The organism is Salinarimonas ramus, from assembly GCF_014645695.1.
In the GTDB taxonomy this organism is placed as follows: domain Bacteria; phylum Pseudomonadota; class Alphaproteobacteria; order Rhizobiales; family Beijerinckiaceae; genus Salinarimonas; species Salinarimonas ramus.
The window spans coordinates 187,228-212,289 of sequence record NZ_BMMF01000011.1; the positions used below are offsets into that span (position 1 = coordinate 187,228).

At 71.3% G+C, this 25,062-nt stretch carries 19 protein-coding genes; 8 read left to right on the forward strand and 11 right to left on the reverse strand.

The window, feature by feature from the left end; all coding sequences use genetic code 11:
* Nucleotides 1-2 precede the first annotated feature (2 nt).
* The 6 genes from IEX89_RS18130 to IEX89_RS18155 form a co-directional block, all read right to left on the reverse strand.
* Nucleotides 3-1,151, reverse strand: coding sequence for an ABC transporter permease (locus IEX89_RS18130; RefSeq protein WP_188914702.1), 1,149 nt, complete (start codon nucleotides 1,149-1,151; stop codon nucleotides 3-5).
* A 16-nt stretch (nucleotides 1,152-1,167) separates the two neighbouring features.
* The gene (locus tag IEX89_RS18135) at nucleotides 1,168-2,088 is read right to left on the reverse strand and encodes an ABC transporter permease subunit (protein WP_188914656.1); all 921 of its coding nucleotides are present in this window, start codon (nucleotides 2,086-2,088) and stop codon (nucleotides 1,168-1,170) included.
* Between the two features lie 108 nt (nucleotides 2,089-2,196).
* The gene (locus IEX89_RS18140) at nucleotides 2,197-3,786 is read right to left on the reverse strand and encodes a peptide ABC transporter substrate-binding protein (protein WP_244645565.1); all 1,590 of its coding nucleotides are present in this window, start codon (nucleotides 3,784-3,786) and stop codon (nucleotides 2,197-2,199) included.
* A gap of 232 nt (nucleotides 3,787-4,018) precedes the next feature.
* Nucleotides 4,019-5,785 (reverse strand): putative bifunctional diguanylate cyclase/phosphodiesterase, encoded by a 1,767-nt coding sequence (locus tag IEX89_RS18145; RefSeq protein ID WP_188914658.1) that lies wholly within the window; start codon nucleotides 5,783-5,785, stop codon nucleotides 4,019-4,021.
* Nucleotides 5,786-5,918: 133 nt separating this feature from the next.
* Nucleotides 5,919-6,593, reverse strand: a complete 675-nt coding sequence (locus IEX89_RS18150; RefSeq protein ID WP_188914659.1) for an SH3 domain-containing protein — start codon at nucleotides 6,591-6,593, stop codon at nucleotides 5,919-5,921.
* A 152-nt stretch (nucleotides 6,594-6,745) separates the two neighbouring features.
* Nucleotides 6,746-9,526 (reverse strand): bifunctional diguanylate cyclase/phosphodiesterase, encoded by a 2,781-nt coding sequence (locus IEX89_RS18155; RefSeq protein WP_188914660.1) that lies wholly within the window; start codon nucleotides 9,524-9,526, stop codon nucleotides 6,746-6,748.
* 211 nt (nucleotides 9,527-9,737) lie between these two features.
* On the opposite strand from IEX89_RS18155, the gene IEX89_RS18160 reads away from it, so the two are divergent.
* The 3 genes from IEX89_RS18160 (at nucleotide 9,738) to IEX89_RS18170 (ending at nucleotide 11,883) form a co-directional block, all read left to right on the forward strand.
* Nucleotides 9,738-10,091, forward strand: coding sequence for a DUF1428 domain-containing protein (locus tag IEX89_RS18160; RefSeq protein ID WP_188914661.1), 354 nt, complete (start codon nucleotides 9,738-9,740; stop codon nucleotides 10,089-10,091).
* A gap of 16 nt (nucleotides 10,092-10,107) precedes the next feature.
* Nucleotides 10,108-10,524 carry a VOC family protein gene (locus IEX89_RS18165; protein WP_188914662.1) on the forward strand — a complete coding sequence of 139 codons (417 nt, stop codon included), beginning with the start codon at nucleotides 10,108-10,110 and terminating at the stop codon, nucleotides 10,522-10,524.
* A 108-nt stretch (nucleotides 10,525-10,632) separates the two neighbouring features.
* On the forward strand, nucleotides 10,633-11,883 hold the full coding sequence (locus tag IEX89_RS18170) for an RNA polymerase sigma factor (RefSeq protein WP_188914663.1): 1,251 nt from the start codon (nucleotides 10,633-10,635) through the stop codon (nucleotides 11,881-11,883).
* Between the two features lie 67 nt (nucleotides 11,884-11,950).
* Here the strand turns inward: IEX89_RS18170 and IEX89_RS18175 are convergent, their stop codons facing one another.
* From IEX89_RS18175 to IEX89_RS18185, 3 genes are all read right to left on the reverse strand, one after another.
* Nucleotides 11,951-12,772, reverse strand: coding sequence for an SGNH/GDSL hydrolase family protein (locus IEX89_RS18175; RefSeq protein WP_188914664.1), 822 nt, complete (start codon nucleotides 12,770-12,772; stop codon nucleotides 11,951-11,953).
* Complete coding sequence (locus IEX89_RS18180; RefSeq protein WP_188914665.1) at nucleotides 12,655-13,845, reverse strand: OpgC family protein; 1,191 nt, start codon at nucleotides 13,843-13,845, stop codon at nucleotides 12,655-12,657. The genes IEX89_RS18175 and IEX89_RS18180 overlap by 118 nt, the downstream gene beginning before the upstream one ends.
* A gap of 102 nt (nucleotides 13,846-13,947) precedes the next feature.
* Complete coding sequence (locus tag IEX89_RS18185; protein ID WP_188914666.1) at nucleotides 13,948-14,781, reverse strand: alpha/beta fold hydrolase; 834 nt, start codon at nucleotides 14,779-14,781, stop codon at nucleotides 13,948-13,950.
* Nucleotides 14,782-14,958: 177 nt separating this feature from the next.
* Here IEX89_RS18185 and prpB point away from each other — a divergent pair, with 177 nt between their 5' ends.
* A complete protein-coding gene (prpB, locus tag IEX89_RS18190) occupies nucleotides 14,959-15,870 on the forward strand; it encodes a methylisocitrate lyase (RefSeq protein WP_188914667.1) in 912 nt (303 codons plus the stop codon).
* On the opposite strand, the gene IEX89_RS18195 is transcribed toward prpB, so the two are convergent.
* Both IEX89_RS18195 and IEX89_RS18200 read right to left on the reverse strand, forming a co-directional pair.
* A complete protein-coding gene (locus tag IEX89_RS18195) occupies nucleotides 15,871-18,369 on the reverse strand; it encodes a sensor histidine kinase (protein WP_188914668.1) in 2,499 nt (832 codons plus the stop codon). It lies immediately after the preceding gene.
* Nucleotides 18,366-19,037, reverse strand: coding sequence for a response regulator (locus IEX89_RS18200; RefSeq protein WP_188914669.1), 672 nt, complete (start codon nucleotides 19,035-19,037; stop codon nucleotides 18,366-18,368). Before IEX89_RS18200 ends, IEX89_RS18195 begins: the two co-directional genes overlap by 4 nt.
* A gap of 149 nt (nucleotides 19,038-19,186) precedes the next feature.
* On the opposite strand from IEX89_RS18200, the gene IEX89_RS18205 reads away from it, so the two are divergent.
* The 4 genes from IEX89_RS18205 to IEX89_RS18220 all read left to right on the forward strand — a co-directional run bounded on the left by IEX89_RS18205 (nucleotide 19,187) and on the right by IEX89_RS18220 (nucleotide 24,937).
* Entirely contained in the window at nucleotides 19,187-20,158 is a 972-nt protein-coding gene (locus IEX89_RS18205; RefSeq protein ID WP_188914670.1) for a Bug family tripartite tricarboxylate transporter substrate binding protein, read from the forward strand.
* Nucleotides 20,155-20,604 carry a tripartite tricarboxylate transporter TctB family protein gene (locus IEX89_RS18210; RefSeq protein WP_188914671.1) on the forward strand — a complete coding sequence of 150 codons (450 nt, stop codon included), beginning with the start codon at nucleotides 20,155-20,157 and terminating at the stop codon, nucleotides 20,602-20,604. Before IEX89_RS18205 ends, IEX89_RS18210 begins: the two co-directional genes overlap by 4 nt.
* A 6-nt stretch (nucleotides 20,605-20,610) precedes the next feature.
* Nucleotides 20,611-22,110, forward strand: coding sequence for a tripartite tricarboxylate transporter permease (locus IEX89_RS18215; protein ID WP_188914672.1), 1,500 nt, complete (start codon nucleotides 20,611-20,613; stop codon nucleotides 22,108-22,110).
* Between the two features lie 310 nt (nucleotides 22,111-22,420).
* On the forward strand, nucleotides 22,421-24,937 hold the full coding sequence (locus IEX89_RS18220; RefSeq protein WP_244645563.1) for a bifunctional diguanylate cyclase/phosphodiesterase: 2,517 nt from the start codon (nucleotides 22,421-22,423) through the stop codon (nucleotides 24,935-24,937).
* The last annotated feature ends 125 nt before the right edge of the window (nucleotides 24,938-25,062 follow it).

Here is a 25,062-nt window from a genome sequence, read left to right on the forward strand (position 1 = left end):
CATCAGCGGTCCCTCGGGTCGAGCGCGTCGCGCAGGCCGTCGCCCAGGAAGTTGAGCGCGAAGAGGATGACGATGAGGGTGATCGCCGGGAAGATCAGCATCCAGGTCGCGCCCTGCATGTTGGCGGCGCCCTCCGAGATGAGCACGCCGAGCGAGGTCAGCGGCTCCTGCACGCCGAGCCCGAGGAACGAGAGGAAGCTCTCGAGCAGGATCACCTTGGGCACGAGCAGCGTGAGGTAGACGACGACGGGCCCGAGCGTGTTCGGCACGATGTGCCGGCGTACGATGCCGCCGGGCTTGACGCCGAGCGCCTCCGCCGCCTGCACGAATTCCTGGCGCTTGAGCGAGATCGTCTGGCCGCGCACGATGCGGGCCATGTCGAGCCATTCGATCGCGCCGACCGCGAGGAACATCAGCACGAAGTTGCCGCCGAAGAACACGACGAGCAGGATCACGAAGAAGATGAACGGCAGCGAGTAGAGGATGTCGACGAAGCGCATCATCACGCCGTCGATCCGCCCGCCGAGGAAGCCCGCCACCGCGCCGTAGGTGACGCCGATGACGAGTGCGGTGAGGGAGGCGAGCAGGCCGATGGCGAGCGAGATGCGCACGCCGATCATGGTGCGCGCGAAGAGATCGCGGCCGTTGGCGTCGGTGCCGAAGAAGAAGTACGTGCGCTTGACGTCGGCCACCATGACGGCGCGGGTCTCGTCGGGCGAGACCTCCTCGATGCGGGCATTGGTGAACAGGTCCGAGCGCTCCACGAAGCGCACGAAGCGCGGATCGATGCCGCGATCGGTGACGATCGGCGCGGAAATCGTGCCGCCGTCGAGCGTGATCTCGCCGACATCGACCCGGGCGCGGGCGAGCACGCTCTCGAACTCGGGCACGATGCTGTCGGCGCGCGGATAGGCCTCCAGGCTCGCCGGGACGCGCACGTATTGCGGGAACACCTCGTCGTAGGGGTTGGGCGCGAGCGCCGGCCCGAACACGGCGACGAAGGCGAAGAAGGCGAGCACGATGGCGCTCGCAACCGCGGCCTTGTTGCGCCGAAGGCGGATGAAGGCGTCCTGCCACAGCGAGCGTGCGGCGCCCGCGTCCGCGACCTCGCGGGCGAGATCGTCGGAGGAGGCGGCCGGATCGATGCGCATCTGCATGGGTGCCTCCTCAGCGCTCGTAGCGGACGCGCGGGTCGAGCAGCGCGTAGGCGATGTCGACGAGCAGGTTGAAGATCACGACGAAGATCGCGATGACCACCACGGTCCCCATCACGAGCGTGTAGTCGCGCGCGAGCGCCCCCTGGACGAAGTAGCGCCCGATGCCGGGAATGCCGAAGATCGTCTCGACGACGACGGACCCGGTCAGCAGCGCCGCCGCGGCGGGGCCGAGATAGGAGACGACGGGCAGGATCGCCGCGCGCAGCGTGTGCGTGATCACGACGACGCGGGTCGGCAGGCCGTAGGCGCGCGCGGTGCGCACGTGGTTCGAGCGCAGCGCCTCGATCGTCGCGCCGCGGGTGAGGCGGGCGATGATGGCGATCTGCGGCAGCGCAAGCGTGACGACCGGCAGCACCATGTGCGCCGGCGTGCCCCATCCGCCCGCCGGCAGCCAGCCCATCCACACGCCGAAGAGCAACGACAGGATCGGCGCCACGACGAAGTTCGGGATGGTGATGCCGAAGGTCGCGATGCCCACGACGGCGTAGTCCGCGCCCTTGTTCTGGCGCAGCGCCGCGAGCACGCCCAGGGAGGCGCCGACGACGAGCGCGAGCAGGAGCGCGAGGCCGCCGAGCGTCACGGAGACCGGCAGGCCCACCGCGAACAGGTCGGCGACGGAGAAGTCGCGGCGCGTGAAGCTCGGCCCGAAATCGCCCTGCAGCAGGTTGCCGAGATACAGCAGGTATTGCTGCCACAGCGGCTTGTCGAGATTGAACGCCGCGTTGAGGTTTTCCATGATCAAGGGGTCGAGCGGCCGCTCGAGATCGAACGGGCCGCCGGGCGCCGCCCGGATCATGAAATAGGCGAGCGTCACGACGATGAAGATCGTCGGGATGGCGCCGGCGAGGCGCCGGAGCACGAAGCCGAGCATGTCTCTTGTCCTGGATGCGCCGTGCGCGCGGGCGGGACGCGCGGCCCGCGGCCGGAAAGCCTCCCGCGCGCGGCGGCGCGTGCCGCGCGCGGGGACGGGTGCGTCGCGTCAGTTCGACAGCGACAGGAAACGCGTGCCGTGCACGTTCATGATGTTGTCCTCCCAGCCCGAGAGCTGCGGAGAGACGAGGGCCTTGGAGGTGTAGAACAGGATCGGGATCGCCGGCACCTCCGAGAGGAAGAGCCGCTCGGCCTGCGCCAGGATCTCGGCGCGGGCCTGGAGGTCCGTCTCGGTCTCGGCCTGTTGCATCAGGCGATCGTACTCCTCGTTCGCCCAGCGCGGATAGTTGAAGCCGAGGTTGTCCGACTCGTAGAGGAAGAGGAAGTTCTGCGGGTCGTTGTAGTCGCCGATCCAGCCGGCGCGGGCGACGTCGAAGTCGCCGTCCTCGCGCAGGTAGTTGAAGTAGGTCGCGCCCTCCATCTCGGTCAGGGTCGATTCGATGCCGATGTTGCGCAGCATCTCGCCCACCGCCGTCATGGTGTTCTTGTTGTTCTCGGAGGTGTTGTAGCGCAGGTCGACGGTCAGCTCGCCGGGGCCGATGCCGGCCTCCTCGAGCAGCGCGATGGCCTGGTCCTCACGGTCGAGAATGTCCGTCTTGGCGTAGTCCAGCTGCGGAGCGTCCTCGACGTAGTTGTTCGTGCCGGGGGGCACGAGCGAGTAGGCCGGGACCATCGTGTCCTGCCAGATCTCCTCGGCGAGGAAGACGCGGTCGATGGCCATGGACATCGCCTCGCGCACGCGCGGATCGCCGAGCGTCTCCTTGGGCACCTTCACCGGCAGGTAGTACGTGCCGAGATAGGGCGCGATCCGGACCTGATCGCCCAGGCGCTCGCGCAGATCCGCGATCTGCTCGGAGGGCAAATCGGAGCAGGACTGCACCTCGCCGGCCTCGAAGCGGCGCACGCAGGTGGCGCGCTCCTCGAAGGGGATGTAGTTGACGACGTCGATCTGCACGTTGTCGGCGTCGTGGAAGTTCTCGTTCTTGCGCATCACGATCCGGTCGTTCGGCGTGAAGCTCTCGAGCGTGTAGGCGCCGTTCGTGACGAGGTTGCCCGGGCGCGTGAAGGCGTCGCCGTGCTCCTCGACGGAGGCCTGGTGCAGCGGCAGGCCGGTCTGGTGCGTCAGAAGCTCGATGAAGTAGGGCGTCGCGTTCTCGAGGGTGATCTCGAGGGTGCGATCGTCGATCGCGCGGGCGCCGAGCTCCTCCTTGGGCATGTCGCCGCGGTTGATCGCCTCGGCGTTGAGGATCGGATAGAGAATGTTGGCGTAGCCCGCAGCCGTCGCCGGATCCTGGATGCGGCGGAAGGCGAAGACGAAGTCGCCCGCGGTGACGGGGTCGCCGTTCGACCAGCGCGCGTTCTCGCGAAGCGTGAACGTGTAGACCCGGCCGTCCTCCGAGACCTCCCAGCTCTCCGCGACGCCCGGGATCACCTCGGCCTCGGAATTGTAGACCACGAGGCCCTCGTAGAGGTCGCGCAAGAGGTGCGCCTCGGCGACCGTCGACGTCTTGTGCTGGTCGAGCGACGACGGATCGGTGTCGTTGCCGCGATTGTAGACGACCTCCTGAGCGAGCGCCGGCGCGCCCGTCACACCGAGAGCCGTGGCCAGCGCGATCGAGAAGGCGCTCGCCTTGAGCATGGTCTTGATCATGAGCGGATAGTCTCCCTGCTGCCGTGGACCGGCAGATCGCTCCGTCTCCCACGACGGATTAGATGTAAACTATCCGTTGGCCCCATCACCCGCAAGCGCGACGGTGAATAGCCGTGCACTGCGCAGCGAGGTTGCGTGGATGCAGGAGCTTACGTAACGAGAGGGATGGGAGAGGGGCGGTCGGGGACAGGAACCTGCCGGGCCACGGATCTCGCGCGCCTCAGGCGACGCGCACGATGTCCGCGGTGTCCGTCGGCAGGAGCCGCGCGAGGTCGCTCGCGGGCAGCGCCGGGTGCCAGGCGTGCCCCTGCGCCGCGGAGAAGCCGATGGCCGAGAGGCGCGAGCCGAGCTCGCGGCTCTCGACGTTCTTGGCGACGAGCTCGACCCCGAGGCCGCTCGCGGCGTGGACGAGCGCCTCGACGACGATCCGCTCCGAGCTGCCGGGATCGAGGGCGCCAACGAACGCGGCGTCGACCTTGACGATGTCCACCGGGCAGAAGCGCAGCTGGGCCAGGGACGCGAAGGCGGCGCCGAAATCGTCGATGGCGATGCGCACGCCGTTCGCCCGAAGGCAGGCGAGTGCTGCGACGAGGTCCGGATCGGCCCGGGCGAAGACGTCCTCGGGGACCTCGACCGCAATCGCGCCGGGCGCGAGCCCCGCGCGCTCCAGCCCCGCGAGGAGCGTCGGTGCGAAATCGGCCGCGCGCGCCTCCTCCTCGGCGAGGTTGATCGAGATACGCCCGTGGCGCAGCCCGCCGCGCGCCCAGCGCGCGGCCTGGTCGAGCACGCGCTCCAGGACGAAGCGGCCGATGCGCCGGGAGAGATCGGCGTCCTCGAAGGCGGCGGCGAGGGAGCGGGCGGGAAGGAGGTCGCCCTCGGGCGTCGCGAGGCGCAGCAGCGCCTCGCTGCCGAGGACGGCGCCGGAGGGAAGCGAGACGAGCGGCTGGTAGTGGAGATCGAGCCGCCCCGCCGCGAGGGCGTCCGAGACGGCGCCGATCACCGCGATCCGCGCGTTCTCCACGCGCCGCATGGCGGGATCGTAGACGCGGTAGCAGCCGCGCCCGGTGCGCTTCGCCGCGTAGAGCGCGAGATCGGCGTCGGTGAAGAGCTCCGCCTCGCGCCCCATCGCGTCGGCGGCGCGCGCGATGCCGACGGAGGCGCCGAGCTTCAGCGCCGAGGCGCCGTGCGGGATCGGCCGCTCGGCATCCTCCACGATCCGTGCGGCGAGCGCCTCCACGTCGACGTCCGCGACGAGGATCGCGAACTCGTCGCCGCCGATGCGTGCGACGAGGGCGTCCGCCCCACAGGCGTCCCGCAGCCGCTCCGCGACGGCGACGAGGCACAGATCGCCCGCGTGATGCCCGTAGGTGTCGTTCACCGCCTTGAAGCCGTCGAGGTCGACGAGGAGGAGGGCGAGGCCCTCGGTGCCCGACGTCAGGGCGTCTGCGAGGCGGGCATGGAAGAGGGCGCGATTGGCGAGACCGGTGAGCGGGTCGCACTCGGCGAGGAAGCGGGTGCGCTCGGCGAGCGTCTTCTCCTCGGTGATGTCCTGCTTCATGCCGAAGATGCGCACGGCGCGCCCGTCCTCGCACTCGATGCTCGCGGTCACGCGCATCCAGCGGACGTTGCCGCGCTCGGTGCGGATCCTGGCGTCGAGGCTGAAGCCCGTGCGCGCGTCGATCGCGGCGGAGCGCACCGCCTCGAGCTCGCGCGCGGAGGCCGGGTCGTAGGCCGCGAGCGCGCGGGCGCGGTCCACCGGCTCGCCGCGGGGAATGTCGAAGATGTCGTAGACGCCGTCCGTCCAGGTGATGGCCTGGGTGGCGAGGTCGCACTCCCACACGCCGATCTTCGCGGCCTCGGAGGCGCGGGCGAAGACCTTGCGGCTGTGGGCGAGGGCGCGCCCCTGCACGGCGATGGTCTCCTCGGCGGCGTGGAGGGCCGCGAGCAGGGCATCGTGCGAGGTGGGGGCGTCCTCTTGGCGGGACATGTTCGTCGGGTCTGGCCTCTGGCCGGGCATCGTTCGGGGGTCCGTTGCGACAGCGCGCCGAGCTTAGGCGTCATTCGGTTAACCGATCCTGAGCCCGAAGCCTTCCCTAGCGTTCGCGAAGGTCACGCTCGGCCTAGAGCACGTCCGAGCCGGACCCGCCGGTCGTCGCGTTGCCGCGATGCAGCCGGCGGCGGGGCTCGCCGCCGCTTTCGCCGGTCGTCTCCTGCGTCTCGTCCGAGGCCCGCGGTGTCGATCGCGGTGCTGCGGTGCCGGGCGACGTCTCCGGCTCCGGCGGCGACGCGTCGGGGCGCGGGACCGTGATCGTGGGAGCCGCGTCGCGCAGGACGCCGCCGTCGCGCGGGGGCGCGCCGCGCTCGGGCGTCGGCGCGGGGGAGGGACGCCGCACGCGGCGCTCGCGCCTCGGCTCGGGCGCGGGCGTCGCAGGCGGCTCGATCACCCGCGGCAACGCCGTCCCGGGAGGCGGCGGCGCGAGCCGCGCGGTCGGCGGCTCGGCACGGGGCGCGAGCCAGTCGAGGAGCGGCAGGCCGCCGCGGGGCTGCGCCCGGAAGGGGATGCGCACGAGGTAGCGCCCGCTCGCCCAGCCGAGCCTCCCGCGATAGACGACGAAGCACCAGGTGCCCTGGCAGCCGCGCAGCTCGACCACCTCGCCCGGGGGCATCACCGCGACCACCGGGCTGCCGACGCCGGGACCGGCGCGCAGGTTCAGCTGCGTCGTCGTCGCGACCGGCACCGCGTACGCGACGCCGGGCACGAGGACGCTCGCCAGGAAGAGGGCGAACGCGGCCATCGTCAGCCGAAGTCTCGCGCGTGTCATGGTTCGCCCCTCTCTCGTTTGCGCCGGCCTGCACGATCATGCGGTCACACGATCCTACGAGAGCGGAAAGGCGCCGATATGGCGAGGGTTCCAAGCGCGCCGCGCGAGCGCGATCGTCTTCCGGGTCACGCGGCTTTCGAGCGGTCTCTGCGGAGGCGCTGGGCGATGACGTCCGCGGGGCCGGGGCGGCCGAGAAGGAAGCCCTGCGCCTCGCCGCAGCCGACGTCGCGCACGAGGCGCAATTGCTCCTCCGTCTCCACGCCCTCGGCGGTGATCGTCATGCCGAGCCGGTCGCCCAGCCCGACGATGGCGCGCACGATGGCGTCCGTCTCCGGGCGGGTGATCTTCTTCACGAAGGAGCCGTCGATCTTCAGCTTGTCGAAGGGGAAGCGCTCCAGATAGCTCAGCGAGGAATAGCCCGTGCCGAAATCGTCCATGGCGAGGCGCACGCCGAGCCGGCGCAGGCCGTGCAGGAGATCGAGCACGGCGGGCCCGTCCATGAGCGCGCTCTCGGTGATCTCGAGCTCCAGCCGGTCGGCCGGAAGGCCCGTGCGCGAAAGCGCGGCGACGACGCTCGCGTGGAGGTCGCCGCGGGCGAATTGCATGGCGGAGACGTTGACGGCGACCCGCACCGGCGTCTCCCAGGAGGCGGCGTCGCGGCAGGCGGCGTCGAGCACGTACTCCCCGAGCGCGGCGATGAGCCCGGTCTCCTCCGCGAGCGGGATGAAGCGCGCGGGCGAGATGGGGCCCAGACGCGGATGCGTCCAGCGGCACAGAGCCTCCACGGCGGTCACCGCGCCGGTCTCGATGTCGACGATGGGCTGGTAGGCCAGCGCGATCTCGCCGCGCGCGAGCGCGTGCCGCAGCTCGATCTCCAGCATCTGCCGCTCGAGATGCGCCGCATCCATCTCCGGCGAGAAGGCGCGCCAGGTGTTGCGCCCGTCCGCCTTCGCCCGGTAGAGCGCGAGATCCGCGGCCTTGAGCAGGTCGTCGATCTCCGCGCCGTCCTGCGGGCCGCGGGCGATGCCGATGCTCACCCCGATGGCGATCGTCTGGTCGGCGATGAGGAAGGGCTCGGCGAGCGCGGCGACGATGCGGCGCGCGAGCGCCTCCGCGCCGGAGCCCTCGGCGCCGTCCGGGCAGACGAGGACGAACTCGTCCCCGCCGATCCGCGCGACGTGGTCCTCCCGCCGCACCACCTGGCGCAGGCGCTCGGCCACCTGGCACAAGAGCACGTCGCCGGCGTGATGGCCCATCGTGTCGTTGACGATCTTGAACCGGTCGAGATCGAGGCACAGGACGGAGAACGGCCGGTCGTGCCGCGTCGCCTCCGCGAGGCGCTCGTCGAGGCGCTCGCGCAGGCTCGTGCGGTTGGGCAGGCCCGTCAGCGCGTCGTGGCGGGCCATCCGCGCGAGCTCGGCCTCGGCCGTCTTGCGCGCCGTGATGTCGGTGAACGTGCGCACGGCGCCGCCCTCGGGGCGCGGCACGGTGCGGATCTCGAGCACGGTGCCGTTAGGGCGCGTGCGCTCGTAGAGGCGCGCCTTGAAGGCGCCCCCGCCGTAGAGCTCCTTGACTCGCTCGGCGTCCTCGGCCCGACGGAATTCGTCGTTCTCCAGCTGGTAGGCGTGCAGCTCCGCGACCGTCGGATTGCGGGCGACGAGGTCCTCGGGCAGGTCGAGGAGATCGACGGCGCGCCTGTTGCAGACGGAGACGCGACCGTCCTCGTCGACCATGACGAGGCCCTGGTCCATGTGGTCGAGGGTGGTCTGGAGGAGCGCCGTCTGCTCGGTGAGCTCGCGCGTGCGCGCCTCGACGCGCGCCTCGAGCTCGTCCTTCGCCTCGCGCAGTCGCTCGCTGCGATGGGCGAGATGGGTCGAGGCGCGCGCCATGACTGCGGCGATCGTGTGCGCCTCCGCGACATGGATCGCCGGCGCCTCCAGCGGCTGGCCCATGCCGAGCCGCTTCGCCATGTCGGTGAGGCGCGCGAAATTCGAGGCGATGTCCTGGCATATGGGGAACGCGACCGCCGTGGTGACGGCTAGCACCAGCGCGCCGAGCCCGAGCAGGCGCAGCCGCGAGGCCGCGAGCGGGGCGAGAAGCACGTCCTCAGAGATGCCGACGCCCGCGGTCCAGCCCGTGACGTCCGAGCGCTCGTAGGCGCCGAAGACGGGCACGCCGAGGAAGTTCGCGCCACGCCAGGAGCCGGCCTTCTCCGTCAGCTCGTCGAAGCCCGGCAGCCGCCGCCCGGCGAAGACGGCGTTCTCCTCGCTGCGGGCGAGCACGATCCCGTTCGCATCCGAGATCGACCCCCAATGCGGCGCGCCGACGCCCGTCTCGCGGATGACCGCGAGGAGGCGCTCGATGGGGATCTCCAGGCTCAGTACGCGACGCGTCACGTCTCCCGCACGCGCCGGGACCGCGATGGACACCATCCGCTCGCCCGTCTGCGGCGAGACGAAGAGCCCGGACACGGAGGGCGCGCCGGTGCGCACGACGGTCTCCACCGTCGCGCCGCCGTCCTCGTTGGCGAGGAGCGTGCCCCAGGGCACGCGCGTGTAGATCAGCCGCTCGCCGTTCGCCTCGGCGAGCGCCACGTGCCCGCCGAGCTCGCGGCCGGCGACGAGGGCCTCGGCGTAGAAGGGGGAGAGGTCGGAAGACCAGAGCGAGCGCGACGCGGCGAGGATGCGCAGGCCCGCGACCGTCTCGGCCACGAGATCGTCCGTCGCGCGCCGGATCTCGCTCGCCGCGTCGAGCACGCCGCGCTCCACCTCCGCCCGCTCGCGATCGGCGAGCTTGTGCGACAGCACGCCCGCGAACACGAGGAGCGGCGCCGAGAGCGCGATGCTGAGCGCGATGAGGTAGGCCGTGAAGGTGGGCCTGCCGCGGCGTACGAAACGTCGGAACACGAAACTCCTCCCGTTTTCACGGGATGGAAGCGTGAGTTCGCTAACGAACCGATAGCTTCACGCCGACCGCAGGCGTGCGAGGGCGGTCGCGAGACGTTTCGTCGGCGAATGGTTACGAGGGTGCGAAGACGCCTCGCCCGAGCCGAGGATCGCGACGATGTCGGGCGAGCCCCGGTTGCCGCGTCCTCGGCGCGGACAAGGAGAACGAGCCATGGCCTACGTCGACGGTTTCATCATCGCGGTCCCCAAGGACCGCCTCACGGATTACGAAGCGCTCGCGCGGGTCGCGGGCGAGATCTGGAAGGAATACGGCGCGCTCGCCTACGTCGAGGCGCTCGCCGACGACGTCGCCTACGGGGAGCTGACCTCGTTCCCGCGCGCCGTGATGGCGACCGAGGAGGAGATCGTCGTCTTCTCCTGGATCGTCTACCCCTCGCGGGCGGCACGCGACGAGATCCTGCAGAAGGTCATGGCGGACCCCCGCCTCAAGCCCGGCATGGAGGCGCCGCCCTTCGACACGAAGCGGATGATCTGGGGCGGCTTCACGCCCTTCGTCGAGATGTGAGCGCGGGGAGGCGAGCATGCGCATTTCGGCCAACATCAGCTTCGACGGGCGCGCCCGCGAGGCTTTTGCCTTCTATCGCGAGCTTTTGGGCGGCGAGCTCGTGATGCTCCCCTTCGCCGACCTTCCCGGCATGGGCGAGATCCCCGCGAACGCGAAGGACCACCTCGCCCACGTGCAGCTGCGGGTCGGCGACCAGGTGCTCATGGGCGGCGACATGCATTGGTCCATGCCCTACGAGACACCGCGCAGCGCCTGGATCACGCTCGAGGTGGAAAGCGTCGCCGAGGCGAAGCGCCTGTTCGCGGCGCTCGCGGAGGGCGGCGAGGTCGGCATGCCGATGGCGGCGACGTCCTGGTCGCCCGCCTTCGGCATGACGAAGGACCGCTTCGGCGCACCGTGGATCGTCATCGCCGACGCGAAGGACGCGACGTGAGGACGTCACCTGCGGCTGGCGGTCGCAGCCCGAACGGAGCATGATCGCGTGTCGGGACGCGCCGTGCTCGTGCGTCCTCGGTCGCCTGTCCCCCGCGGAGCGCCCCCGATGCCCGAGACGAGCGCGATCGCCGATGCGTTGACGACGGCGCGGCCGCGCGCGCTGGCGGCGCTGCTGCGCCGGTTCCGGGACCTCGACGCCGCGCAGGACGCCTTCCAGGAGGCCTGCCTGCGCGCGCTCGCCACCTGGCCCGAGCGCGGCATGCCGGCGGACCCGCTCGCCTGGCTCGTTCTCGTGGGGCGCAACGCCGGCACCGATCGCGTGCGGCGCCGGTCGCGCGACGTGCCGCTGCCGCCGGAGGACGCGCTCTCCGACGTCTCCGACGCCGAAGCGCCGCTCGTCGAGCGGCTCGACGATGCCGGCTGCGGCGACGACGTGCTGCGGCTCCTCTTCGTCTGCTGCCGTCCCGAGCTGCCGCCGCCGCATCAGATCGCGCTCGCGCTCAAGATCGTCTGCGGGCTCGGCGTCGCGGAGATCGCCCGCGCCTTCCTCGTCTCCGAGAGCGCGATGGAGCAGCGCATCACGCGCGCCAAGCGCGCCATCGCCAAGGCCGGCATCTGCTTCGAGGTGCCCAGCGCCGAGGAGCGCGAGGCGCGGCTCTCGGCGGTGGCGGCGGCGCTCTACCTGCTCTTCAACGAGGGGCATTGCGGTCGCGGCCCCGGCGACCCGCGCGTGACCCTGGCCGCGGAAGCGATCCGGCTCGCCCGGCTCCTCGCGGCGCTCTTCCCCGGAACGCCGGAGCTCGACGGCCTGCTCGCCCTGATGCTGCTCCACCACGCCCGCGCCGGCGCCCGCACGGACGCGGATGGGGCGATCGTCCCGATCGAGGCGCAGGAGAGACGCCGATGGGACGAGGCAGTCGTCGCCGAAGGGCTCGCGCTCCTCGCGCGGGCGCAGGCCGCCGGCCCGCCGGGACCCTACGTCCTCCAGGCCGCCATCGCCGCCGAGCATGTCCCAGCGCGAGACGGAGGCGGCTGCGACTGGCGGCGCATCGCGCTCCTCTACGCCATGCTCGAGCGCGTCCAGCCGACGCCGGTCGTGCGCCTCTCTCGCGCGGTCGCGGTGGCGAAGACCTTCGGACCGCAGGCGGGGCTCGCCCTCGTCGAGGGGCTGGCCGGCGCGCTCGACGGCTACCTGCCCTTCCACGACGTCCACGGCGCGCTGCTCGCGCAGCTCGGCCGCGTCGAGGAGGCGCACGGCGCCGTCGCCCGCGCGCTGGCGCTCGCCACCGACGAGGCGCAGGCGGCGCGTCTGCAGCGGACGCTGGCCGATCTGAGAGGGGCGCGCACGACGCGCTGATGCCGTCTGTTGCAGCTGCCGTAACGCGTCCGCGCGGGCGATCCCTCTGCTCGGCGCCCGCGCTCGCTCACTCCGCGAAGGCGGTCCGCCCATCGGCGCCGACGAGCGCGTCCGCGATCAGGTCGGCGAGGCAGGCATAGCCGGCGTCGCCCATGTGGAAGCGATCTCCCGAGAGCATGGAGGCGAGATGCGCCTCCGAGCGGTCCGCCCAGGCGCGCATGACGTCGTAGCGGCGAAGCACCGCGACGCCGCGGGCCTCAGCCAGATCGCCGACGAGCCGCACCGTGCGCTCGTAGGCGACCCTGTCCGGGATGCCGGGGAAGTATTGCGGGTCGACGACGAGGAGCGGGACGCGACCGTCGCGGGCGAGCGCGACGCCCCGCTCCAGCCGCGCCGCGAACTCGTCCGGCGCGACGCCGCGCAAAGCATCGTTCGTCCCCACCTGCCAGATGGCGAGATCGAAGCGCTCCTGCGCTAGGAGGCGCGCGAAACGGTCGAGCGTGGCGTCCGCGGTCTCGCCGGGGATGCCGGCATTGACGACGACGACGTCTTCGCGCGCGATGCGGGCGCGCAGCAGCGCCTCGAGCCGTGCGGGATAGGTGAGGCTCGGCGCGCTCGCGCCGGTGCCGAAAGTGGATGAGGAGCCGATCGCCAGCACCCGGAAACCGCCCGCCGCCGGGAGACGGGGCAGGGTGTCGGCCCGGGTGACGGCGGTGACCTCGGCGCAGGACGACGCCAGCGCGGGCGTCGTCCACGGGGCGAGGGGCGCGATCAGGGTCGCCGCGAGCGCGAGGATCGCGAGGGGACCGGCACCGGTGCGGGCACGAGAGGCGCCGCGCGAGGGGCGGCCTTCGGCGGCGCCGGCGCGGAAGAGACGGGAGAGGACCATTCGCGATGACGCGCCAGCAGGACGAGGAAGCCGATCGAGGCCAGCGTGTATAGCATCGCGATCACCGCGACGCCATCGAGGCGATGCTCCACGGCGACGATGGTGAGCGCCTGGCCGAGCGCGGCCAGCACCGATCCCGCGACGAAGACCGGCAGCCCGTGACGGCCGAGCCGCTTCAGCTCGGCGCCGACCGTCCCGTGCCCGACGACGTCGGCGACCCGCAGCGCGACGAGGAGATAGGCCAGAGCCGCGAAATGGACGATGCGGCCGAGGCCGAGCTCGTTCTTGCCGAGATCGAGGTGGGGCATGACGAGCCCGCGCAGGCCCGGCATCGCGCCGAAGGCCTCGGTGATCACGATCCAGGCGACGGCGACGATCGCCGCGGCGGCACCGACGAGTGCCGGCACGCGCGCCGGCGCCTCGCCGCGCCAGGTCAGGCCAGCCGCGAGCCCGAGCGCGAAGAGGAGCTGCCAGGTGAGCGGATCGAAGAACCAGCCGCCCGCTCCCTCCGGCCAGGAGGGGAGGTCGAGCGGCAGCATGCGGCCGGCGACGTAGACCGCGAGCGAAAGGCCGAGCATCCATCCCGTCCCGAAGCGCCGCGCCACCAGGAAGAGCGCCGGCGCCATGAGCATCAGGGCGACGTAGAGCGGGAGGATGTTGAAGTAGCCGATCTGGTAGCTGAGCGCGACGAGGCCGACGAGCGCCTCCGGCGTGCTCTCGAAGACGGGCGCCCGGCCGTGGGCCGTGAGCAGCTCCTCCGTCCCGGTGAGGAGGGCGAGGGCCGCGAACGACACGATCGCGAAGGCGGTGAGCGAAAGATGCGTGCGGTAGAGCTCGATTGCGCGGGCGAGACTGCGCTGCGCCGTCGGTCCGATCCCTTCGCGCGCGATGCGCGGCCCGTAGATGACGGCCAGCGCCAGCCCGGAGACGAACACGAAGGCCTCGGCCGCATCGGAGAAGCCGATATTGCGGTGGGTCAGGTGCTCCAGCCCGTTGCCGGGAATGTGGTTGATGGTGATCGTGACGAGGACGAGCCCCCGCCAGAAGTCGATCGTATCGTTGCGCCGCGACATCGCTCCTCGAGGGCTCGCCGGGCGTCAGGCGCCCGCGCGAGAACGCACGGCGGAGGTTTTCGGTTCGCGGACGCGAGCGGACGTCCGAGGCGCCGCCGCGGATCAGCGCCAGCCGATCCTCTCGAGGAACTCGGCGAGAACGGCGTTGAACAGGTCGGCGCGCTCGAAATAGACCGAGTGGCCCGTCGCGGGAATTCCGACCACCGTCGCGTCCGGGATGTGCCGCGCGACGGCGCGCACGCCGGCGGGCGCGATCACGGCGTCGTCCTCCCCGGTGATGCACAGGACGGGGCAGGCGATGCGAGCGGCATCCTCGGGGCCGCGGCTGCGCATCTCCCAGATCCGCCGGCGCACCGCCTCCTTGTCGAGCCCGGCGTTCAGCCTGTCGATCATGCCGTAGAGGTTGTGCAAAGCGGGCTCGGTGCGCGCGAAGACCTCGCCGGTGGCGCGGTGGATGCCGCGCGCGTCCATCTCCGCGACCATCCTCGGCGCCCGCTCGCGCCACGCGACAATGGCGGGATCGTCGAACCGATCGAAGTCGAGCGAGCCGGTGGTGCAGGCGAGGACGAGGCCGGCGAGCCGCTCGGGATGCCGGAGCGCGAGCTCGACCCCGGTCCAGCCGCCCATCGACTGGCCGACGTGCACGACCCGGTCGATCTCCAGGTGATCGAGCAGCGCCGCCGCGTCAGCGGCGTAGTCGCGCGGGTCCGGCGCGCCCTCGGGGCTGGTGGACGGCGAAAAGCCGCGATGCGAGAAGGCGATGCAGGTGTGGGCGCGCGCGAAGACGGGCAGCTGCTGCCACCAGCTGAGATGATTGCCGCCGAGCCCGTGCGCGAACAGCAGGGCAGGGCCGCTGCCCGTGATCTCGTAGACGATCGTCGCGCCGTCGGGACGCCCGATGCGGCCGGTCCTGGAGGCGGGCAGGGGCGATGACATGGTGGTTCCTCCGTCCCGACGATCGGCGCGCGGCTCTCGACAGGGTGTCGCCTTCCCGGGACGTTCTCAACGCGCAGGAACGCGAAGCCGCGATGGGCGAAACGAGACCCGGTCGGTCGACGCCACCACCGCCGCCATGCTAACGCCGCCGACGCATTTCCCTGATCGGAGCACGCCATGCCCTACCTCGTCCCGGATCGATCGGCGCGCAGCGCGGGATCACGCCTGAGGTCTCGCCTGGCGGAAGACACCCTTCTCGTGATGCCCGGCGCGCATGACGGGCTCGCGGCGCTCCAGGCGAAGCGCGCGGGCTTCGAGGCGCTCTACCTGTCGGGCGCTGCGATGACGGCCTCCATGGGCATTCCCGATCTCGGCATGATCACGCCGGACGAGGTGGCGTTCTTCACCCGCACCATCGCGCGCGCGGCCGATCTGCCGGTTCTCGTCGACATCGATACCGGCTTCGGCGAGGCGCTCAACGTCATGCACGCGGTGCGCACGCTGGAGGATGCCGGCGCCGCCGCCGTGCAGATCGAGGATCAGGTGCTGCCGAAGAAGTGCGGCCATCTCGACGACAAGCGCCTCGCCGACCCGCGCGACGCCGCCGCGAAGATCGCCGCCGCCTCCCGCGCCCGGCGCGATCTCGTGATCGTCGCGCGCACCGACGCCGCCGCGAGCGAGGGGCTCGACGGCGCGCTCGCCCGCGCGCGTCTCTACGTCGAGGCCGGCGCCGACGCGATCTTCCCCGAGGCGTTGACCAGCGTCGAGATGCTCGCCGCCTTCGCCGAGGCGATGCCGGACGTGCCGCTGCTCGCCAACATGACCGAGTTCGGCCGCACGCCGGCACTGACCGCCGCGGAGCTCCAGGCGATGGGATACCGCATGGCGATCTGGCCGGTCTCCTCGCTGCGCATGGCCGCGAAGGCGCAAGGGAGGCTCTACGCGACGCTCGCGGCTGACGGCACGACGCGCGCGCTCGTGCCGGAGATGCTCACGCGCGCCGAGCTCTACGACCTCATCGACCTGCCCGCCTACGAGGCGCTCGACGCGGCGATCGTCGCGACGGTGCTGCCGGGGGACGAGGGGTGATCACCGCACCTCCTCGCCCTCCTCGTACCCGATCAGGGCGCTCCACTCCGCGAGAAACCGCGGCTTCTTCTGCGCGTCGAGATAGGCGAGGAGCGCCGGCGTGAGGCGGATCGGGCGCAAGGGGCCGGCGAGGCGCGCTTCGAGGCCCGTGGTCGAGCGGGGCCCGAGGATAGCCGGGTGGACGGCGAACATGCGGCTCACGTCCGCGAGCACGGTCTGGCCCTCGATCGAGATCAGGAAGTCGAGGAAGAGCGCGGCGTCTCGCGAATTGCGCGCCTGCGCCGACACGAGCGCCGTCCGCGAGACCGCGAGCGTCACGTCGGCGGGCAGCACGATCTCGAGGTTCGCTCCGCGCTCGATCGCCTCCTGGGCGTAGGAGCCGAGCAGATTGTAGCCGAAGGTCCAGCGGCCCTCGGCGATGCCGTCGAGCATGATCGAGGTGCAGCAGACGACGTCGGCGTCCACGCGCCCGAAGCTCTCGATCAGGTTGGCGAAGGCGCCCGGCTGCGCCGCGTCCTGGGAGGCGAGGAGGTAGCCCACGCCGCTGTCGACGATGTCGTAGGTGACGACGCGCTCGCGGAAGCGCTCGGGCTCCTCGCGCAGGAGGCGCACGAGATCGAAGCGCGTGCGCGGCGCCTCCTGCGCCGAGACGAGGCTCGGGTTGTAGACGATCACCGCCGGCTCGTAGGTGAAGGCGAAGACCCGGTCGCGCCAGCGCGCCCAGTCCGGCAGGCTCGCCGCGATCGGCGTGACGTGACGCGCGGCGAGGCCGTCGTTGGCGAGCTTCACCTGCAGGTCCATGGCGGACGAGATCATCAGGTCCGCCGGCTCGCCGGCTCCCGCCGCCGCGTCTCGCGCCGCCTCGTAGAGGTCGTTCGTGTTCATGTCGACGAAGGTGACGGCGACCTCGGGATGGCGGATGCGGAACGCCTCGACGATGGGGCGCATGGCGTCGAGATCGGTGGCGCTGTGGATGCGCAGGCGCCGCTCCGGCTGGGCGCGGGCGGGGAAGTCCTCGACGATGGTCTGCGCGTGCGGCGTCTCGGGCGCTGCGAGCGCGAGCACCCCGGCGAGGAGCATCGCGGGGGCGCCGACGCCTCGGGCGGCGCGGGGACGCGCCGGCTCGCCGCCGGCGGGGAGCAGGATGTCCGCGCACAGACCGCCGAGGGGGCTCTCGCCCAGGGCGAGCCGGCCGTGATGCGCGCGCGCGACCCGCGCCACGATGGCGAGGCCGAGCCCGCCGCCACCCGGCCGGCTGAACCGCTCGACGACCTCGCCGCGGCGGCTCTCGGGAATGCCCGGCCCGTCGTCCTCGACGCGGATGCGACGCGAGCCGCCGGGCGCGTCCGCGATCGAGACGCGGATGCGCGTGCCGCCCCCGGGCCGCCGGGCGTGCTCCAGCGCGTTCGAGACGAGGTTGCGCAACGCCTCGCGCAGGAGCACCGGATCGGCGCGTACCGGCGCGCGCCCGCCGTCGTGCTCGAAGGTGATGTCCGCCCCGCGCGCCAGCACGAGGGGCGAGAGCTCGCGCAGCGCCTCCGGCACGAGCCGCGCCAGGTCGCAGGGCTCGAGCGTCGGCAATTCGCTGCGATGGGCGACGAAGGCGTGGGCGAGGAGCTGGTTCACCCGCGCCGTCGCCTCGTCGACGCGGGCCTCCAGCACGGCGAGCGTCTCGCGCGTCTCGCGCGCCGGCTGGCGCTCGCGCTGGAGAGCGATCTCGGCCTTTATGGTGGCGAGCGGCGTGCGCATTTGGTGCGCGGCGTCGGAGATGAAGGCCTGCATCGCCTCGAGCTGTCCGGCGAAGCGCCCGACGAACGTGTTGAAGCCGGCGACCAGCCGCGCGATCTCGGCGGGCACCGCGCCGGAGAGCGGGCGCAGGTCCGTCGCGTCGCGGCTCGCGAGATCGCGCTCCAGCCGCCGCAGCGGCCGCAGCGCCGTGATCACGCTCGCGCCCGCCAGGAAGAGCGCGAGCGCCGCGATGCCGACGAGGGGGAACACGGCGCCCAGCGCCATCTCGCGTGCGAGCGCGCTGCGTGCCTCCCGGGTCTGCGCGACCGAGATTCGCGCCCAGCCCTGCAGGCCCGGATCGGCGATCAGCCGCCCGATCGTCGCGACGCGCACGATCTCGCCCTTGTAGGGCCGATCGTCGAAGACCGCCGCCGCACTGATCGGCTCGGCCTCGATCATCGGCAGATCGTCGTAGCCGGTGACGAGCGCCCCGTCGGGTGCGCGCACCTGGTAGAAGACCCGGTCGTCGCGGGCGAGCGCCAGCATGTCGAACGCCGCCACGGGGACATCGACCACGAGCCGTCCCTCGACGAAGGCCACGGTCTCCGCGATCGACAGCGCGGCCCCCGCCAGCACCTGGTCGTAGGCCGCGTCCGCCGCGCGTCGGCCGTAATGGGAGGCGGCGAGGCCGAGCAGCACGGCCCCGCCCACGAAGACGAGGGCGAGGCGCACGGTCAGCCGGCGCAGGAGCGAGACGCGCGCCTCGATCACGGCGCCTGCTCCACGATGGTGTAGCCGAGCCCGCGCAGGGTGCGGATCGTCGCGCCCGAGCCGTCGAGCCGCTTTCGCAGCCGCCCGACATAGACCTCGATGGCGTTGAGCCCGGCGGTGTCGTCGAAGCCGTAGAGCTTGTCGGCTATCTCCTCCTTGGAGAGCACGCGCCCCTGCGCCGTGAGCAGCACGTCGAGCAGGCGGAATTCGCGGTTGGGGAGATCGACGGGCGCACCGTCGATCGTCACCGTGCGCCGGCCGCGGTCGAGAACGAGGGTGCCGATGCGCAAGGCGTCGTGCGCCTCCCCTCGCGCGCGCCGCAGCAGCGCCCGGCAGCGCGCTGCGAGCTCGTCGCTCTCGAAGGGCTTGATCAGGTAGTCGTCCGCCCCCTGGTCGAGCGCCGCGACGCGGTCGTCCACCGCCGAGCGCGCGGTCAGGACCAGGATCGGCGCCGCCATGCCCCGTGATCGCCAGCGGGCGAGCAGCGTCGTGCCGTCCACGTCCGGCAGGCCGAGGTCGAGGATGACGAGGTCGTAGGCCTGCACCGCGAGCGCGTCCTCCGCGCCATCGCCGGTGCCCACCACGTCGACCGCGTGCCCGGACCGCGCCAGCGGTGCGGCGGCGGCCTCGGCGATGGTGCGCGCGTCCTCGACGATCAGGATCCGCATCGGCGTCACGGCTCGGTTAGACGACAGGTGAATGACAGGTTCGCGCGCTAGTGTCACGTCTCGGAGCGTCGACCCGTACGCCGAAACACGCGGGCGGCGCCTCGATAGAGAGCGCGCACCACGACGCGCATCCAGACGGAGGAAACCCGATGAAGAGCCTGAAAACGGCGCTCGCTGCGCTCGTCCTCGCCGGCTTCGCGTTGCCCGCTGCCGCCTTCGAGCCGGAGCGCGCCGAGTGCATCGCGCCCGCGAATCCCGGCGGCGGCTTCGACCTCACCTGCCGCGTGGCGCAGCGCGCGCTGGAGCCGGCGCTGCCTTCGCCGATGGAGGTCACCTTCATGCCCGGCGGCATCGGCGCCGTCGCCTACGCCCACATGAATTCGAACCGCATCGACGACCCGAACGTCATCGTCGCGCTCTCGTCGGGCTCGGCGCTCAACATCGCGCAGGGCAAGTTCGGCGCGGACTTCGACGAGAACGACGCGCGCTGGCTCGCGTCCGCGGGCGCCGATTTCGGCGCCGTCATCGTGCGCGAGGACAGCCCCTATCAGACGCTGGGCGAGCTGATGGAAGCGGCGAAGGCCGATCCGACCGGCATCGTGCTCGGCGCCGGCGGCTCGATCGGCAGCCAGGACTGGATGAAGGCCGCGCTCCTGATGCGCACGATCGGCGTCGACCCGCGCAACCTGCGCTACGTCGCCTACGAGGGCGGCGGCGCCTCCAAGGCCGCGCTGCTGGGCGGCCAGATCGACGTCTATACCGGCGACGTCTCCGAGATGGCCGGCGAGCTCGGTGCGGGCACGATGCGCATCCTCGCGGTCCTCTCCGAGGAGCGCCTGCCCGAGCCCTTCGCCGGGTTCCCGACCGCGCGCGAGGAGGGCTACGACGTCGTCTGGACGATCTTCCGCGGCTACTACATGGGCCAGGAGGTCTCCGACGAGGCCTACGACTGGTGGGTCGCGCGCTTCGAGGAGCTCTACGGCGACCCGCGCTTCGCCGAGATCCGCGCCGAGCAGGGCCTCTTCCAGTTCGACATGGCCGGCGCCGAGTTCGACGCCTACGTGAAGGAGCAGGTCGCCTCCTTCCGCGATCTCGCACGGGAAGCCGGCCTGATCCAATGAGCGCCACCACGCTCTGGGACCGCGCGTTCGGCGCGGTCCTCCTGGGCGTCGCCGGTCTCTACGCCGTCGACGCCTGGAACATCCACGTGCCGTTCCAGTACGAGCCGCTGGGGCCGACCGCGTTCCCGCTGCTGCTCGCGGCGGTGCTCGCCACGACGGGGGTGCTCCTCGTCGCTCGTCCGGATCGGGTCACGTGGTTCACCGATCGCGGCCAAGCCTTCCGCGTCGGCGCCGGCGCGATCGTGATGGGGATCTACGCCGCGCTGTTCGTGCCGCTCGGCTTCATGATCTCGACGGCTCTGATGACCTTCGCCATGGCCCGCCTGTTCGGGCTCCCCGCCGTCAAGGCCGCGATCTACGGCGTCGTGCTCGCGATCGTCGGCTATTTCGGCATCGCCGAGGCGCTCGGCCTCAACGTCCCCTTCGGCGACATCTTCCGGAGCTGATCCGCCATGGACATCCTCGCCGGTCTCGCGGAGGGCTTCGCCGTCGCGCTGACCCCGCTCAATCTCGGCCTCCTGATCGTCGGCTGCTTCTTCGGGACGCTGGTCGGGGCGCTGCCCGGCATCGGCCCGATCAACGGCGTCGCGATCCTCCTGCCGCTCGCCTATTCGCTGGGCCTGCCCGCGGAGAGCGCGCTGATCCTGCTCGCGGGCGTCTATTACGGCGCGGAGTACGGCGGGCGCATCTCGTCGATCCTGCTCAACGTGCCGGGCGACGCCTCCGCCGTCATGACCACGCTCGACGGCCATCCCATGGCCAAGAACGGCGAGGCCGGGCGGGCGCTGGCGCTCTCCGCGCTCGCCTCCTTCGTCGGCGGCACGGCGGCGCTCGTCATGATGACGGTGTTCGCGCCCTTCCTCGGTCGCGTCGCCGTCGGCTTCGGGCCCGGCGACTACGTGGCCTTGATGGTCTTCGCCTTCTCCTGCCTCGCGACGCTCGTCGGATCGCGCCCGTTGAAGACCATCATCGGCGTCGTCATCGGCCTGATGCTCGCGACCATCGGCATCGATTCCGCCACCGGCGTGATGCGCTTCACGATGGGCATCCCGAACCTCTTCGACGGCATGGAATTCCTCATCGTCGTCATCGGTCTCTTCGCCATCTCGGAGGCGCTGCTGCTTCTCGAGAGCTGGACGCCTGTCGCCTCCACCATCAGGGCGCAGCGCGACAATATCGGCGAGCGGGTGCGCGAGATCGTCGGCTATCGCTGGACGATGGCACGCTCGGCCGTGATCGGCTTCTTCGTCGGCGTGCTGCCGGGCACCGGCGCCTCGATCGCGTCCGCCGTCGCCTACGGCGTCGAGAAGCGCATGGCGCAAGGCGACGACGCGATGTTCGGCAAGGGCGACCCGCGCGGCCTCGTCGCGCCGGAGACCGCCAACAACGCCGCCGCCGCGGGCGCCATGGTGCCCATGCTCACGCTGGGCATCCCCGGCTCGGGCACGACGGCGATCCTGCTGGGCGCGCTCCTGCTCTTCAACGTGACACCCGGGCCGCTGATGTTCGAGCAGCGCCCCGAGGTCGCCTGGGGGCTCATCGCCTCGATGTACATGGGCAACATCGCGCTCCTCGTGCTGAACCTGCCCATGGTCGGCATCTTCGCGCGGCTCCTGTCCATCGACACGGCCTATCTCGTGCCCCTCGTCGTGATGCTCACCTTCGTCGGCGTGTTCTCGCTCTACGGCGCGACCTTCGATCTCGTCCTGATGCTGATCCTCGGCTTTTCCGGGTACGTCCTGCGCAAGCTCGGCTTCAGCCTCGCCCCGGTGATCCTCGGCCTCGTGCTCGGCGCGCTGCTCGAGAGCAACCTGCGGCGCGCGCTCTCGATCAGCGCGGGCGACTGGTCGATCCTGTTCGAGACGCCGGCGGCGATCGTGTTTTGGCTGCTCGCGATCCTCGTCGCGACGAGCCCGCTCGTGATGCGGGTGCGCAGGCGAAAGGCCACGTGAGGTTCGCCCGCGCGGTCACTCGTTCACGCGATCGAGCCTGATCGTCTTCTGCAGAGCCGGAAGAGCATCGTCGCTTCGGAACACCAATTCTTAGTCATCGCGGCTGCATTCTACGAACCCGTCGACCGTGCGGTGGGACGGTCTCACGGCACGTGTCGAGGCGAGGCGGGTATTGCCCATGCGACCCAAGCTGAGACCGGGGTTGATCGGCGCGATAACGGTTTGCGCGCTGGTTGTCCTGGTCTGCCTCATGGCCGACCGGCAGAGCCGCAGCGTCGCGCGCGAGCAGGAGCGTGCCGAGACGGCCGGCATGCTCGCGAGCCTCCGCGCCGAGATCGAGAGCACGATCAACGGCAACATCCAGCTCGTGCGCGGCCTCGTCGCCGTCATCGCCACCGATCCGACGATCGATGCGGCGCGCTTCGACGCGATCGCGTCCGCTCTCATCGGCGAGCGGTCGCAGCTTCGCAACATCGCCGCGGCACCCGATCTCGTCATTCGCTTCATGTATCCGCTGGCGGGAAACGAGGCGGCCGTCGGGCTCAGCTATCTCACCAACCCCGCGCAGCGGGACGCCGCTCTCGCCGCCATGCGGGCACGGGAGATGGTGCTGGCGGGACCGGTCGATCTCGTGCAGGGCGGGCGCGGCTTCATCGGGCGCCTGCCCGTCTTCGTCGACGACCCCTCATTCGAGGGCGACGTCGCCGGCAAGCGCCCGTGGGGGCTCGTCTCGGCCGTGATCGACGTCACCCGCTTCTACGAGGCGAGCGGGCTCCTGCGCGAGGACCTGCCGCTTCGCGTCGCGCTCACGGGGATCGATTCCGATCCGGAGGACGCACGCGTCTTCTTCGGCGATGCCGCCGTTCTCGACGAGGACCCGGTCGTCGCCGACGTGTCGCTGCCGGCCGGCGGTTGGCGGATCGCCGCCGTGCCGCGCGGCGGATGGACGAGCACGCCGGAAGGCGTCGTCCACTTTCGCCTCGTTCTCCTCCTCGCCGGCCTCGCCGTGATCGTACCGGCCTTCGTCGCCGGCATCCTCTACGATCGTCACCGCAGGCAGGCTCGGGAGCTCGCGGTTCGCGAGCGCGAGCTGCGGATCCTGTCGCGCCGCTTGGGCCTGGCGCTCGAGACCTCCCGCATCGGTGTATGGGAACTCGATCTGGAGACCGGGGAGCTGCGCTGGGACGAGCGCATGAAGGAGCTCTACGGCGCGCCTGCGCGATCCTCCGCCTTCATGCTGGACGATTGGAAGGACGGCGTGCATCCCGAGGATCGCGATCGCGTCGTCGCGGCCTTCGAAGCCGCCGTCCGCGACGAGACGACCTACACCGCCGAGTTTCGCGTGCTGCGTCCCGACGGCACCTGGTCCTGGGTGCGCGCCATCGGCGCCATCCATCGCGACGCGTCCGGTCACCGCCTCGCGCTCGGCGTGAACTGGGACGTCTCGGACGACGTCCGGCGCAAGATGCAGCTGGTCGAGGCGAACAGAAGCGCCGAGGCGCGCAACGCCGACCTGGAGGACGCCCGTCGGCAGATGGAGCAGGCCTCGCTGCACGACAGCCTGACCGGCCTGCCCAACCGTCGCTTCCTCGACGAGCGGATCGGAGGCCCCGGCCGCCCCGACCCGTCCGCCATCCTCCACGTCGATCTCGACCGGTTCAAGCAGATCAACGATACGCTGGGACACGCCGCAGGCGACGCCATGCTCGTCCATGCGGCCGAGGTGTTGCGCCGAGGTGCCCGTGCGGGCGACGTCGTCGCACGTGTCGGTGGCGACGAGTTCGTCGTGGCGGTCATGAGCGCCGTCTCGCCGGCCGGGTTGTGCGCACTCGCCGAGCGGATCATCGGCGAGATGTCGCGGCCCGTGCCCTACCAGAATCACGAGTGCCGCTTCGGCGCGAGCATCGGCATCGCCGTGAACGAGGAGAGCGACACGTCCTCGACGAAGCAACTGCTCATCGACGCCGATCTCGCGCTCTATCGCGCGAAGAACAGAGGCCGCAACCGATTCGAGTTCTTCGACGCGTCGCTGAAGGCGGAGGTCGTCGCGCACAAGACGCTGGCCGACGAGATCCTCGGCGGGCTGGAGCGGCGCGAGTTCGTCGCGTTCTTCCAGCCGCAATTCGACGCGCGCACGCTCGACGTGGTGGGCGTCGAAGCGCTGGCACGCTGGCGTCACCCCACGCGCGGCCTGCTCGCGCCGGCGGCGTTCCTGTCGACGGCGGAGGATCTCGGCGTCGCGCCGCTCATCGATCGCGCGATCCTGGAAGAGACGCTCCTGCAGTCGAGACGGTGGGCGGCGGCGGGCGTCACCATCCCGAAGAAGTCCGTCAACGTTTCCGCCGGGCGGCTTAAGGACGAGAGCTTGATCGATGGGCTCAGAGACCTCGCGATCACGCCCGGCGAATTGTCCTTCGAGCTCCTCGAGACGATCTTCCTCGACGACGAGGATGCCGTCTCGAAACGCAACATCGCCCAGCTCGCCGAGATGGGCATCAGCATCGAGATCGACGATTTCGGCACCGGGTACGCGTCGATCGTCGGCCTCCTGCAGCTGCGCCCCGCTCGGCTCAAGATCGAGCGGCGCCTCGTTCATCCGATCGTTCAGTCGCTCGAGCAGCGCCGGCTCGTCGCCTCGATCGTCGAGATCGGGCGCTCCCTCGGCATCGAGGTGGTGGGGGAGGGCGTGGAGACGATGGAGCACGTGTCGATCCTGCGCGACCTCGGGTGCGACGTGCTCCAGGGATACGCCTTCGCGACTCCGATGTCCTCGGACGATCTCGCCCACTTCGTCCGGCAGGGCAGCTGGCGCGCGATGGCGGCTTGAGCTCGGCCGGGAGCGGGTCGAAGGTCGCCCCGATCCGCGTGTCGCTGCCGGTCGGGCTTCGAGGCGGCTGCAGGCCGACGAGACCATCACGATAGAGTCTCGGCCTCCGGCTGCCGACCTCGCGA

Excerpts from the sequence above, each read along its gene's own strand:
- IEX89_RS18215 (WP_188914672.1), top strand. The coding sequence starts at position 20,611 with ATGGACATCCTCGCCGGTCTCGCGGAGGGCTTCGCCGTCGCGCTGACC.
- IEX89_RS18185 (WP_188914666.1), bottom strand. The coding sequence starts at position 14,781 with ATGTCATCGCCCCTGCCCGCCTCCAGGACCGGCCGCATCGGGCGTCCC.
- IEX89_RS18140 (WP_244645565.1), bottom strand. The coding sequence starts at position 3,786 with ATGCTCAAGGCGAGCGCCTTCTCGATCGCGCTGGCCACGGCTCTCGGT.
- IEX89_RS18130 (WP_188914702.1), bottom strand. The coding sequence starts at position 1,151 with ATGCGCATCGATCCGGCCGCCTCCTCCGACGATCTCGCCCGCGAGGTC.
- IEX89_RS18175 (WP_188914664.1), bottom strand. The coding sequence starts at position 12,772 with ATGGTCCTCTCCCGTCTCTTCCGCGCCGGCGCCGCCGAAGGCCGCCCC.
- IEX89_RS18205 (WP_188914670.1), top strand. The coding sequence starts at position 19,187 with ATGAAGAGCCTGAAAACGGCGCTCGCTGCGCTCGTCCTCGCCGGCTTC.
- IEX89_RS18220 (WP_244645563.1), top strand. The coding sequence starts at position 22,421 with ATGCTCGCGAGCCTCCGCGCCGAGATCGAGAGCACGATCAACGGCAAC.
- IEX89_RS18165 (WP_188914662.1), top strand. The coding sequence starts at position 10,108 with ATGCGCATTTCGGCCAACATCAGCTTCGACGGGCGCGCCCGCGAGGCT.
- IEX89_RS18180 (WP_188914665.1), bottom strand. The coding sequence starts at position 13,845 with ATGTCGCGGCGCAACGATACGATCGACTTCTGGCGGGGGCTCGTCCTC.
- prpB (WP_188914667.1), top strand. The coding sequence starts at position 14,959 with ATGCCCTACCTCGTCCCGGATCGATCGGCGCGCAGCGCGGGATCACGC.
- IEX89_RS18160 (WP_188914661.1), top strand. The coding sequence starts at position 9,738 with ATGGCCTACGTCGACGGTTTCATCATCGCGGTCCCCAAGGACCGCCTC.
- IEX89_RS18135 (WP_188914656.1), bottom strand. The coding sequence starts at position 2,088 with ATGCTCGGCTTCGTGCTCCGGCGCCTCGCCGGCGCCATCCCGACGATC.
- IEX89_RS18145 (WP_188914658.1), bottom strand. The coding sequence starts at position 5,785 with ATGTCCCGCCAAGAGGACGCCCCCACCTCGCACGATGCCCTGCTCGCG.
- IEX89_RS18170 (WP_188914663.1), top strand. The coding sequence starts at position 10,633 with ATGCCCGAGACGAGCGCGATCGCCGATGCGTTGACGACGGCGCGGCCG.
- IEX89_RS18210 (WP_188914671.1), top strand. The coding sequence starts at position 20,155 with ATGAGCGCCACCACGCTCTGGGACCGCGCGTTCGGCGCGGTCCTCCTG.
- IEX89_RS18150 (WP_188914659.1), bottom strand. The coding sequence starts at position 6,593 with ATGGCCGCGTTCGCCCTCTTCCTGGCGAGCGTCCTCGTGCCCGGCGTC.
- IEX89_RS18200 (WP_188914669.1), bottom strand. The coding sequence starts at position 19,037 with ATGCGGATCCTGATCGTCGAGGACGCGCGCACCATCGCCGAGGCCGCC.